18 protein-coding genes are annotated in these 11,681 nt (G+C 35.8%); 3 read left to right on the forward strand and 15 right to left on the reverse strand.

The features are described from left to right. Positions 1-141: 141 nt before the first annotated feature. From QUF99_RS19315 to QUF99_RS19365, 11 genes are all read right to left on the reverse strand, one after another. On the reverse strand, positions 142-339 hold the full coding sequence (locus tag QUF99_RS19315) for a DUF3954 domain-containing protein (protein ID WP_289372088.1): 198 nt from the start codon (positions 337-339) through the stop codon (positions 142-144). 93 nt (positions 340-432) lie between these two features. After that, entirely contained in the window at positions 433-792 is a 360-nt protein-coding gene (locus tag QUF99_RS19320) for a cell division protein SepF (protein ID WP_289372090.1), read from the reverse strand. Between the two features lie 36 nt (positions 793-828). Then, positions 829-1,014, reverse strand: a complete 186-nt coding sequence (locus tag QUF99_RS19325; RefSeq protein ID WP_289372093.1) for a hypothetical protein — start codon at positions 1,012-1,014, stop codon at positions 829-831. After that, positions 995-1,189, reverse strand: a complete 195-nt coding sequence (locus QUF99_RS19330) for a hypothetical protein (RefSeq protein ID WP_289372094.1) — start codon at positions 1,187-1,189, stop codon at positions 995-997. Before QUF99_RS19330 ends, QUF99_RS19325 begins: the two co-directional genes overlap by 20 nt. Positions 1,190-1,223: 34 nt before the next feature. After that, positions 1,224-2,099 carry a DnaA ATPase domain-containing protein gene (locus QUF99_RS19335; RefSeq protein WP_289372095.1) on the reverse strand — a complete coding sequence of 292 codons (876 nt, stop codon included), beginning with the start codon at positions 2,097-2,099 and terminating at the stop codon, positions 1,224-1,226. After that, positions 2,041-2,892 (reverse strand): phage replisome organizer N-terminal domain-containing protein, encoded by an 852-nt coding sequence (locus QUF99_RS19340; protein WP_289372097.1) that lies wholly within the window; start codon positions 2,890-2,892, stop codon positions 2,041-2,043. The genes QUF99_RS19335 and QUF99_RS19340 overlap by 59 nt, the downstream gene beginning before the upstream one ends. Positions 2,893-2,897: 5 nt before the next feature. Further along, positions 2,898-3,080 carry a hypothetical protein gene (locus tag QUF99_RS19345; RefSeq protein WP_289372099.1) on the reverse strand — a complete coding sequence of 61 codons (183 nt, stop codon included), beginning with the start codon at positions 3,078-3,080 and terminating at the stop codon, positions 2,898-2,900. Positions 3,081-3,176: 96 nt separating this feature from the next. Beyond that, entirely contained in the window at positions 3,177-3,332 is a 156-nt protein-coding gene (locus QUF99_RS19350; RefSeq protein ID WP_289372100.1) for a hypothetical protein, read from the reverse strand. Continuing rightward, the gene (locus tag QUF99_RS19355) at positions 3,329-3,643 is read right to left on the reverse strand and encodes a DUF771 domain-containing protein (protein WP_289372101.1); all 315 of its coding nucleotides are present in this window, start codon (positions 3,641-3,643) and stop codon (positions 3,329-3,331) included. Before QUF99_RS19355 ends, QUF99_RS19350 begins: the two co-directional genes overlap by 4 nt. Before the next feature lie 13 nt (positions 3,644-3,656). Next, positions 3,657-4,367: a Rha family transcriptional regulator gene (locus QUF99_RS19360; RefSeq protein WP_289372102.1), complete on the reverse strand. Its 711-nt coding sequence runs from the start codon at positions 4,365-4,367 to the stop codon at positions 3,657-3,659. Continuing rightward, positions 4,367-4,618: a helix-turn-helix transcriptional regulator gene (locus QUF99_RS19365; RefSeq protein WP_289372104.1), complete on the reverse strand. Its 252-nt coding sequence runs from the start codon at positions 4,616-4,618 to the stop codon at positions 4,367-4,369. Before QUF99_RS19365 ends, QUF99_RS19360 begins: the two co-directional genes overlap by 1 nt. Positions 4,619-4,757: 139 nt before the next feature. Between QUF99_RS19365 and QUF99_RS19370 the strand changes: the two genes are divergently transcribed. The 3 genes from QUF99_RS19370 to QUF99_RS19380 all read left to right on the forward strand — a co-directional run bounded on the left by QUF99_RS19370 (position 4,758) and on the right by QUF99_RS19380 (position 6,984). After that, positions 4,758-5,186 (forward strand): helix-turn-helix domain-containing protein, encoded by a 429-nt coding sequence (locus QUF99_RS19370; protein ID WP_289372105.1) that lies wholly within the window; start codon positions 4,758-4,760, stop codon positions 5,184-5,186. A gap of 22 nt (positions 5,187-5,208) precedes the next feature. Next, positions 5,209-5,637, forward strand: coding sequence for an ImmA/IrrE family metallo-endopeptidase (locus QUF99_RS19375; RefSeq protein ID WP_289372106.1), 429 nt, complete (start codon positions 5,209-5,211; stop codon positions 5,635-5,637). A 192-nt stretch (positions 5,638-5,829) separates the two neighbouring features. After that, positions 5,830-6,984: a tyrosine-type recombinase/integrase gene (locus tag QUF99_RS19380; protein WP_289372107.1), complete on the forward strand. Its 1,155-nt coding sequence runs from the start codon at positions 5,830-5,832 to the stop codon at positions 6,982-6,984. A 131-nt stretch (positions 6,985-7,115) separates the two neighbouring features. Here the strand turns inward: QUF99_RS19380 and glnA are convergent, their stop codons facing one another. The 4 genes from glnA to hflX form a co-directional block, all read right to left on the reverse strand. Further along, positions 7,116-8,450 carry a type I glutamate--ammonia ligase gene (glnA, locus tag QUF99_RS19385; protein WP_286121374.1) on the reverse strand — a complete coding sequence of 445 codons (1,335 nt, stop codon included), beginning with the start codon at positions 8,448-8,450 and terminating at the stop codon, positions 7,116-7,118. A gap of 48 nt (positions 8,451-8,498) precedes the next feature. Continuing rightward, positions 8,499-8,888: a transcriptional repressor GlnR gene (gene glnR / locus QUF99_RS19390; RefSeq protein WP_289372110.1), complete on the reverse strand. Its 390-nt coding sequence runs from the start codon at positions 8,886-8,888 to the stop codon at positions 8,499-8,501. A gap of 173 nt (positions 8,889-9,061) precedes the next feature. Beyond that, the gene (locus QUF99_RS19395; RefSeq protein ID WP_289372112.1) at positions 9,062-10,333 is read right to left on the reverse strand and encodes a methionine gamma-lyase family protein; all 1,272 of its coding nucleotides are present in this window, start codon (positions 10,331-10,333) and stop codon (positions 9,062-9,064) included. Beyond that, positions 10,326-11,603, reverse strand: coding sequence for a GTPase HflX (gene hflX, locus QUF99_RS19400; protein ID WP_289372114.1), 1,278 nt, complete (start codon positions 11,601-11,603; stop codon positions 10,326-10,328). The genes QUF99_RS19395 and hflX overlap by 8 nt, the downstream gene beginning before the upstream one ends. Positions 11,604-11,681: the final 78 nt, after the last annotated feature.

Genomic DNA, 11,681 nt, shown 5'->3' on the forward strand with positions numbered 1-11,681 from the left:
ACGCCAAATTTCGACATTGCACGACAACAATATCTCCGTTATCGAATCCCTGTCCCTCAGGGATTTTTCCTTTTATTCATTACTTTTTGTTTCACTAAATTTTCATCCTGAACAAAATTCAAATTTTACTAGGAAAAATAATTATTTTATCTTTTCAGTAAACTTAGTATCCACACGATCAACTTTTCCATTAAGCCAAACTGCAACTTGCTCACCGTATCCACTTATTGGTGGTTCAATAGAAATGACACGACCGTCTTTCACAACGTAAATTTGATTCTTAGTAACATCTATCTCGACAGTTAATTGTTTAGTTTTTGTAAAGATTTCCTTTGTCACAGACGCTTCATCCTTTATTAGAGTTATAATGTAAGAGATTCACCTATCAATAAAATACCCTATCTTGTGCTAGGATCTCGCTCCTGGCTTTTTTTATTTCAAATACTCCACCACATTTGGTTTAAATCCGCTTCCTAAGTATATTCGTACCGGAATAGCTTCTTTATAATCCCTCGCTGCTCTACATAATTCTTCAGCGGCTTCCCAATTAAATAGCTTGTCCTGTTCGCGATGAAACCGCCATATTCCTATTGTGTAATCTTCAAATATTTCATACTGTTCATCTGGTTTAGTTGTACGAGGTAGTTCATCTGTACTTTTAGCATTCTTAGGAATTTGTACGCGCACATCAGTATATGTAATCTTTCCGATTCCTCTTTTCACATTGGCTTTACAAACATCAAATTGGATAATATCCGGTTCTACGTCAAAGATATTTAACTGTTTAGCCATTTTTACACCTTCATTTCTTATCAGATTATGCGAATACTAATTACACTGCATACGTTCCTTTTCTTGTATCCTTCCCTTTGCTTCTCCTTTTTGAAGAAGGAGGTCCATTAATTCTTTTGCTCCTTCCTTACTAAGAGCAATTCGTCCATCTAACAACTCCACATTGTCTTCCGAAAGCTTACCAGTAACTAGGCAAGCTTTTTTAGCTAACACGTTGTTCATGGTTTATCCCTCCAAACCTCATTTCCGATTCTTTAAATCGTTTTTCAAAATCCATCCACTCTTTCGATTGCTTTCTCCGTTCTGCACTTACTACTTCACAAGAACATGGTTCGATTATCCAAGCTCCTAAAAATGGTGAACTATATACTTTACCAGCGCCATTGCATGAGCACATTGCAATTCCCCTTTTGTTTTATTCCGTTCTATAATTAGAAAGGTAACTCTTTTCTCCGTCTATCTGGTGTATTTTTAAATGTCATTGCGGATTTGCATCCAAGTATCCTAGAGGTAATCCGTTGATCATAACAATATGTAATGGCTGCACCCACTAGATTTGTAGCAATTCCGTTTGCTTTACCTTGCCTTCCGTCAAAAATTGTCATGTAAGTGTCGTTCATATATTTTGTTGCTCTTTGAAGATCAGCAATATTACCTTGTCCTTTTTGGTTATGGAACTCTAGAGCTTTCAAATTGATATCTCGGTAATCTCCTAAAGTCGAGCCAAAATCATCAAAAATAACTACGTCTGCATCAATTATCTTTTGAATATAATCATCCTCAGACCGCTCTGAATCTTTCTTGAATGTCGCTTTTAATTTCTTGAACAAAATACCTTCGCTTACGAATAAAACTGTTTGCAATCCGCTCTCATTAATTTCCTCAGCTATCGCATGCATTAAATGACTTTTTCCTCGTCCAACATCTCCTGAAGCTACTAAGGTATATTTCATTTTGTTTATAAAATTATGAGCATGTGTTTTTGCTTGATCTTTATTGTTTATTTCTTCATCACATTCCGGTATAAAACTATCAAACGTTGCATTCATGATAGTAGGATCACTAATCAAACTATGGTTATGGAAAAATGCTTTTCTTTTTCGTTCTTCTTCACCTTTGTAATACGCATTACATTCCGCATACAATCTATCGTGATCTTTTTGTAAATAACACTTGGGACAAACTTCCTCATCTTGAAAAATCATTGTCCGTTGTTTGATCCCTTTTCCTTTACACACTTCGCATAGATTAGAAGTCAAATTCAGTTTCGTTGTAGTAAGCCGCTCCATTGTTGGCAATAGGGTCATTAGCTTTCGCTCCTTTTTTAGAATTCATCTGTATTGTTAGTTGATCAAATTTTTCACGTAGCTTTTTAGCTGATAAGATATTACCTTGCCAAAACGCATCTGCTTGGCACCAATCAATAATGTCTTTTATCTCCTGTGGTTCTCGATTATCTTTTTCACGCATTAATCTAAAGTCATTAGACCAAGAATCAAAGTTAGGTTCCTTTTGCTTTGGGTTATTATCCTTAATCTTTTCAAAAAGATATTTAGCAGCATTGATGTCGCAAGTTTCGAACTTGTGACGGGATGTCTTCTCTTTCTTTTTATTTATATCTAATTCTTTATCTTCTTCTATATCTGTGCCGTCACGTGACGTCACGGAAACGTCACTATCAATTTCTTTGTGTCCTAATGCTAATTGTTGTTGTTTCTTACGTTCACGGTATTTTTTATTTCTCTCAGCAGTTAATTGACGTACACGTTCTAAACCATCAACGTTCTGATGTTTCTCCCAGTTTGAAATGCAAATGTACTGATCATCTGTAATTTCAATCATTCCAAACTGTTTAAATGTTTGTAGTGCTAACCTAACTGTTGCAATCGGTCTATTGAAAAGTGTCGCAAGCATTTCGTCAGTATAAGGAATGTTTTTGCTAAGAAAAATATATCCACTTGCGTTTGTCTTACCAGCCTGGGACAGTAACCTAATCCATATAATGAGTAAAGTATCCGCTTCAGGCATACTCTCAATTAAACGGATTTTTTCATCCTCAAACATACTAGTTGATAACTTTATCCATTTAACTTCTGCCATTTTCATTACCTCCTTACACAAATCTCAACGTGTGATTCTCCGCTTTCAATGATTTCTTGAATCTCATAATTCGGATAACCTACGCTGAAATATTGTTCAATCATCTCATTTAATTCTTTTTCATTTTTTGCTTGTTCCCAAAATTTCCGAGGTAACAGTACTTGATAAGGAACTAGATTTATCTGCATGTACTACTTACTCACTTTCCGTGATATACTAAATTAAAGTGTTTTTTCTAAGATACTCATTGCCGTGGGTTTCTTTTTTATGCATTTTGCACATATTCAATGATGTTCGCCACTTTTCCGAATAAGAGCGTTTAAGCACACGAACCGATTCTCAATGAGACGTCGCTGCTTTTTATTTGGTAATTTGTAATGAGCCAGTAGTTTGAGATAGTCAGCTACTTTTACATTGTTGTAGTTGATAGTTAGATTCATTGGTTATTACCTCTTCCATTGAGATAATGAAAGTTTTGTTCTAAGAACTCGCGCATTTCTTTCGCCTTGAACATCCAACGCCCACTGCTTTTATTATTCGAAATTTCTTTCATTTCATTTTGGAACCTTGGATTAAATAAAATGTTTTCCGCTATCCAGTCATACTTACGATTTGTTTCTAACTTTAAGCGTTCCATGTTCCACCATGTTCCGATCCCCATTCCTTCTAAAATACTTTGAACCTTTTGTTCCGCTAGATTCCGAACATATTCTTCGTCAATAGCAACATTTACAACTGCTGTTCCGTTCATTAGGTATCCTCCCTTAAACCATCGGTCTCCAACCGTTAATAAAGTTCAGTGCTTCATTGAAATCTTTCTTCAAGATGTCACGATAACTGTTTACATTGAATGCATCTTTCAAATTACGTCCTAGCAATCCGAATAACTTACGAGTAGAATCATGTACGTCTCTATCTACATGTTCGTTTTCCCATAAGAAATAGATCCGTTTAGCTTTTACTTTTTCAATTACTCGTTGTTGCCCATAATCAACAGTAAGTTGCTTTTCAACTACCTGTTCCAATGAAGAAACTCTTTTATTCAAGTTACTAGTTCCTGCCGCTAACAACTCTATTTGACCGAATGTATCCCCAGGAATTTTCATCTTTTTTTCAATATGTTCTTTCATCCTTTTAAATTCTCGCAGAAATTCTACTTTCATTTTCATAGCTTCTAGAGTCACGTATGACATCGCAACAATTACGAACGCATCTTCTGTTAAAAGATATTTTTTATACCACTGTTTATTTTGAGGATGTTGATATTGGGTCTGCCCAAAGTTGAGCATCCCCCATTTTATTTCATTAGCTTCCGCTAGCTTTTCTAATTGAACCTCGATATCACGAATTACATTTTTATGCTCTTTTCCAAACATTTCAGCAACAGTTAAACTATCCGTTACAACCTCTCCATTATTGTCAAAAACTAATTTATTATTTTGTATTTCGTCATTTACTACCGCTAAATTTCCCATTATGAAACCTCCTTGTTACCATTATTTTTTTCAGACCAACAGGAAACTAAAAAGAACTTAAAGTTCGATTTGTTACTAAAAAAAATATCATCAATGTTCATATCAAAGAACTTTGCAATTTTCTTAGCTGTTTCCATTGATGGATTCCTTTCCTTCCGATCAATCATTCGGATATATCTTTCAGTAACTCCACAATAGATTGCAATTTCTTTATATAAGTTTCCTTGTGAGATGCTTATTTTATTTTTCATGTAATCACCCTCCAAAAAAGAACTATATGTTCTAAATACAGGACATAGAACTTTTTGTTCTATGTCAATGCAAAAAAGAACATTTTGTGCTAAACTTTAAAAAAAGTGAACAATTAGTTCAATTAGAGAGGTGAACAATATGATAGGTCTTAGAATAAAATCTTTGAGAAAAAAAGAAAATTTAACACAAAAACAACTAGCTGAAAAGATCGGAGTCTCCCAAAGAATGATAGGCTATTATGAATCCGAAGAAAGATTTCCTCCACATGATGTGCTAACTAAATTAGCTGATTGCTTTTCAATCTCCGCCGACTATTTATTAGGTAGAGCTGTTACGGATCAACCAAAAGAGCAGTTAACACAAAAAGATGAGAAAGATATAGCAAAAAGAATGGAAGAAATAAAAAGAGACCTTCAAGGTGAAGACGGCTTAATGTTCTCTGGTGAACCTATGAGTGAGGAAGCTGTTGAATCATTATTAGATGCAATGGAGTACATCGTGAAACAAACAAAAGTAATCAATAAAAAATACGTTCCTAAGAAATATCGTAATAACGAGAATGACTGATGCGAGCTTAGGAGGGAAAACATTGAAATTCGTCATAAGAGATCTAGTCACACAACTTTGCACAAAATATAACACGAAAAATCCCTTTGAGCTTGCTGATTGTTTAAATATCATTGTATTTTTTCACGATTTACATGAAGAAATTAATGGTTTTTACAAATGTGAAGAAGGAAATAAGTTTATCGCTATTAATAATAATTTATCAGAAACTATGCAAAGGACAGTTTGTGCTCACGAATTGGGACATGCTGTCCTTCACGAAGAAGTAAATACTCTATTCTTACGAAAAAATACTTTTTTATCTGTTGATAGATTAGAAATAGAAGCAAATACCTTTGCTGCATTTTTATTAACAGACAAAAATACCATTATTCCAGGTGATACAAAAAAATGTATAGCATATAAAAATAACATTCCTATAGAACTCTTAAAGTTTTATAAAATTTATTAAAAGAGGAAGTTGTTTTGATTATTGATTTAGCAATTGAAAGAGAAAAAAGATAGAAACAAAAAGAAAATCAACTTGTAAAATTGCCTATCGTTACGCGAGTTTACGAAGAAGATGGAGAAATTAAATACGAAATAGAAGGATATATAGACACACCTGTTTCTTGGTTAAAAGAAAAATAAAGGAGGGAAAATCATGGCGTCTTTCCAAAAATACCAAACAAAAGATGGAGCTAAATGGCTCTACAAAATTTACACCACTATTGATCCGAAAACAGGAAAGAAAAAACAAACAACAAAACGTGGTTTTAAAACAAAGAAAGAAGCTCAACTTCATGCTGCGAAGGCTGAAACAGAATTAAGTAACGGGACTTTTATAGAAGATAAAAATGTGATGATTTCTACATTTTTGAATGATTGGCTTATAACCTACAAAAAAGGAAAGGTTAGAAATCATACATACAATCTTCACAAAACAGCAATAAACAAACATATCGTTCCGTTTTTCGGATCGTATAAGGTATTCGATATTACACCTTCACTCTGTCAAAAATTCGTGAATCACCTCTTAGAAGAAGGGTATAGTGAAAATAGTGTTAAGAATTACACTGCACCTTTAAAAGGAGCTTTGCTCAAAGCTGTTGATTTGCAGCTTATTCAACAAACACCTTTCCGCGGAATTGTCATTGCTAAAAGTGATACTGAAGACAAAAAAATTAAGCATTTAGAAGGACAAGAAGTGAATACATTTGTTCAAAAATTAAAAGAAACAGAACCTCATTATTTCTCGTTGTTCTTTACACTACTTCACACAGGAATGCGCAAGGGTGAGGCACTGGCTTTACGATGGGATGATATTGATTTAGAAGAAGGAACAATAAGTATCCGTCACACCTTCACTTATGATTATAAAAGCCTAGATAATCTATTCGCTAAACCCAAAACAAAAGCATCTTACCGCACGATAATCTTAGCAGATTTTTTAATCCAAATCTTAAAAAATCATAAACTTGAACAGAATAAATGTAAACTGAAATTAGGAGGGTTATACCATGATCTTTCATTAGTATTCGCACGTGAAAATGGACTTCCTTATCCAAAGTCTACTTTACAAAGAGCTATGACTCGCATTTTAAAAAAAGCTAATGTAACAAATATCACGATTCATGGTTTACGTCATACACATGCCGTTCTTTTGTTAGACGCCGGATATTCAATGAAAGAAGTGCAAGAAAGATTAGGGCATGATTCAATTCAAATTACTTCTGACATATATGCCCACATTTCAAAAGAGATGAACAAAAAGAGTCTTAATAAATACGAAGCGTTTGCGAAACGCAACCTACTTTAAAAAGGTCATGGTATGGTCATGAAATAAATATGGTCAAAATATGGTCATAAGCTAAAAACAATTGATACTTCTCCCTTTATCCACGCATACAAAAAACCCTCAACACGTTATGTGTCAAGGGTTTGAGACTCTTAGTAAAGAGTCATATATTGATCGCGTTCCCATTGGTGAACTTGCGTTCTAAACATATCCCACTCAATTTCTTTCGCTTCGATGAAGTGCTCAAGTAAATGCTCACCTAATGCATTACATACGATTTCGTCAGATTGTAGTGTGATTAATGCTTGTGCTAATGTTGCTGGTAAATCAACGATACCTGCTTCTTCACGTTCTTCCTTTGTCATAACATAGATGTTACGATCTACTGCAGCTGGTGGCGTTAATTTATTTTTGATTCCTTCAAGGCCTGCTGCTAGTAATACTGCCATAACTAAGTATGGGTTTGCCGCTGGATCAACGCTACGTACTTCTACACGTGTACTTACACCACGAGATGCTGGAATACGTACTAATGGACTACGGTTTTGTGCAGACCATGCTACGTAACAAGGAGCTTCATATCCAGGTACTAAACGTTTGTAAGAGTTTACAGTTGGGTTTGCTACAGCTGTAAATGATGGTGCATGTTTTAAGATACCTGCGATGAAGTGACGAGCATCATCACTTAATTGTAAGTCACCGTCTTGATCGAAGAATACGTTTTTTCCATCTTTAAACAATGATAAGTTACAGTGCATACCAGATCCATTCACTCCGAATAATGGTTTTGGCATAAATGTTGCATGTAAACCATGTTTACGAGCGATTGTTTTTACAACAAGTTTGAATGTTTGAATGTCATCACATGAGCGAATTGCATTTGCATATTTAAAGTCGATTTCATGTTGCCCTGGTGCAACCTCATGGTGAGACGCTTCAATTTCAAAGCCCATTTCTTCTAGTTCAAGAACGATATCACGACGACAGTTTTCCCCTAGATCCATCGGCGCAAGGTCGAAGTATCCACCGTTATCGTTTAGTTCTAATGTTGGATTTCCTTTTTCATCAACTTTGAATAAGAAGAACTCTGGTTCTGGTCCAAGGTTGAACTCAGTAAATCCTAGTGCTTCCATTTCTTTTAGCATACGTTTTAAGTTGTTACGTGGGTCACCTTCAAATGGAGTGCCATCGGCGTTGTAGATATCGCAAATTAAGCGAGCTACTTTTCCTTTTTCAGCAGTCCAAGGGAATACTACCCAAGTATCTAAGTCTGGGTATAAGTACATATCAGACTCTTCAATACGAACAAATCCTTCAATAGAAGATCCGTCAAACATCATTTTGTTATCTAGAGCTTTTGTTAACTGACTAACTGGAATTTCTACGTTTTTAATACTTCCTAAAAGATCCGTAAACTGTAGACGGATATACTTTACATTATCTTCTTTTGCCAAACGGAAAATATCTTCTTTTGTGTACTTTGCCATTTTAAATTCCTCCTTAGTCCCTCTAAACACCTTCAGAATCAGTCATCTTTAGTGAAAAAACCTTGAAATATCACCTTGTCGTAATGAAGTTCGATTAAATCTGCCTGTATGCTGCAGTTCATCACGAAGAATTCTACGAAGCTCGGATTTTGAAATTTCTTTCGTTTCTTCTTTTGTTTTCACTGCTTCTGTTTGATTTTCTTTCATTTGTAATACTTGTTTAATACCAGCCATATTTAAGCCTTGATCTAACAAATCTTTAATTTCTAACAATTTATCTACGTCGTTAAATGAAAACAATCTACGATTTCCCTTTGTACGGGTTGGGAAAATTAAATTGTGCTCTTCATAATAGCGAATTTGACGCGCAGATAATTGTGTTAAATCCATTACAATACCAATTGGAAACAGCGGAGCAGAACGTCTATCTTCTTTCATTACTTCAGTTCCTCCTTCGCCTTAACTGTTTCTTATTTTATACCATGTTATGTTTCATGTCAACAGATGTGAGGTTTTCTTACATGGTTTTTTTATAAATTTTTTCATTCTTTTTTTAATGGAACAAATGCCTACTCCTATACAAAAAAGCTGCCAAAATCGACAGCTTTCCCTTACAAAATTATTAATAGATTTTTTTCAATTAGCGCATCAATTGCCGAGCAAATTGCAATTTTTACATGAGAGTACGTTAACCCACCTTGTACGTAAGCAACATATGGCGGACGAATTGGACCATCTGCTGACAGTTCAATACTTGCACCTTGAATAAACGTACCCGCAGCCATAATTACATCATCTTCATAACCTGGCATATAGGCTGGATACGGCGTAAAGTGCGAATTAATCGGAGATGCATATTGAATCGCTTGGCAAAATGCAACCATACGCTCTTTATCATCAAATTGAACAGATTGAATTAAATCTGTTCGCGGAGCATCCCAAGTTGGTGAAGTATTCATTCCTAATTTCTCTAAAAATGCCGCCGTAAAGATTGCTCCTTTTAACGCTTGGCCAGCAACGTGCGGTGCTAAGAAGAAACCTTGATACATTTCTTGTAAACTATATAAAGAGGCTCCTGCTTCTGCTCCAATACCCGGAGATGTTAGGCGATATGCACAAGCTTCTACATATTGTTCTTTTCCGACAATATAACCGCCCGTTTTAACGATACCACCACCTGGGTTTTTAATAAGAGATCCCGCCATTAAATCCGCACCAACGTGACAAGGCTCTAGTTCTTCAACAAACTCTCCGTAGCAGTTGTCCACAAATACAACAACATCCGACTTAATCTCTTTTACAAACGCGATCATTTCTTTAATTTCTGCAATTGTAAAGGACGGACGAGTTGCATAGCCTTTTGAACGCTGTATGCCAATCATTTTCGTATTTTCATGAATGGCTGCTTCCACAGCCGCATAATCAACGCGACCTTTTTCTGTTAACGGTACTGCATTGTAGCCAATATTATATTCTTTAAATGAACCGACACCTTTACCGCGAACACCGACAATTTCTTCTAATGTATCATATGGTTTTCCCGTCACATATAACAGTTCGTCACCAGGACGTAAAATACCAAATAAAGCTGTTGAAATGGCGTGTGTACCTGAAATGATTTGCGGACGAACAAGACCTGCCTCCGCCCCAAACACATCAGCGTATACTTTCTCTAACGTATCGCGACCGATATCATCATAACCATATCCTGTCGTTGGGATAAAATGAGAGTCACTAATTTTATGTTCGCGAAAACTTTCTAATACGCGAAATTGATTACTTTCAATTACTTCATCAATACGTTTATGTACATCTGTAATTTGTCCCTCTACTTCTTTTACAATCGGAGCTATCTTTTCTCCATTCTTCAAACGATCAAACATTTTTATTCTCTTCTCCTTTTTGCATCAAAAATCTCTTTAGTTGTCCATTAAGTGGCGAATGAGCAAAAATATATCCTTTACATTCATACGAGAGTCCATCTTCTTGGAACGTCATTTCCGTTAGTACCGTTTCTGTTCTTAGAAGGGTTAACAATCTACCTTCGCTTGGCGGAATCGTTACTTTGTAAGACTCCATCCGCTTCATCATTTTCGTTTCTACCGCTATTTTTAACTTGTCTAAATCCGTCTCATCAAAAGCGCTCGTCATAAGAAAGTCACTCTTTGGAAATGGAATGAAATTTTGGTGTAGTTTATCTTTTTTGTTATACACAGTAACGATTGGAATATGATCAACTTCAAGATCTTGTAGTAATTTTTTCACCGTCTGTTCATGTCCAACATAGTTCGGATCAGCAGAATCAATGACATGTAAAATGACATCCGCTTCATTTACTTCTTCTAACGTCGAACGGAACGCAGCAACTAACGATGTTGGCAGGTCTTGAATAAACCCTACTGTATCAGTTAGTAACACCGTATATCCGCATGGCAACTGCATTTTTCGTGTTGTCGGATCAAGCGTCGCAAAGAGTAAATCCTCTTCAAATGTATCCGCCATTGTTAATCTGTTAAACAAGGTTGATTTTCCAGCATTTGTATAACCGATTAGTGAAACTTGAAACACTTGATTATCTTTTCGGCGCTCACGATATCTTTTCCGGTGTTCCACAACAACTGACAGTTGTTTCTTAATTTCATCAATGCGAGAACGAATATGACGACGATCCGTTTCTAGCTTTGTTTCTCCAGGACCTCTCGTACCAATACCACCACCAAGACGTGATAGCGCCAATCCTTGTCCCACAAGGCGCGGCATGGTGTATTGCAGCTGCGCAAGTTCCACTTGCAGCTTACCTTCTCTTGATTTCGCGCGCTGAGCGAAAATATCTAATATAAGCTGTGTACGATCAATAACTCTTGCATCTAACTGCGCTGACAAATTTCGAATTTGACTTGGTGTTAACTCATTATTAAAAATAATAACATCTGGTTCTAGTTCTTCTGCCAGCAAAGCAAGTTCTTCTAATTTCCCCTTACCCACATAGGTAGCCGGGTGAAACTTCGGGCGTTTTTGCGTTGTAGAAATCAATACTTCCGCACGCGCTGTCTTTGCTAGTGATGCGAGTTCTTTCATGGAATGCATAAACCGTTCATCATCATCTTGCGGCAATTGACAGCCAACTAATATGACTTTTTCTTTTTCTTCCATCAAATATGTTCACTCATCCTTTTCGAAAATTAAACCTTCTAATATAATAGCAGAGGAAGCACATTTCATCTAGTTAGC

The sequence above is a fragment of the Bacillus sp. DX4.1 genome (assembly GCF_030348195.1).
Lineage (GTDB): Bacteria > Bacillota > Bacilli > Bacillales > Bacillaceae_G > Bacillus_A.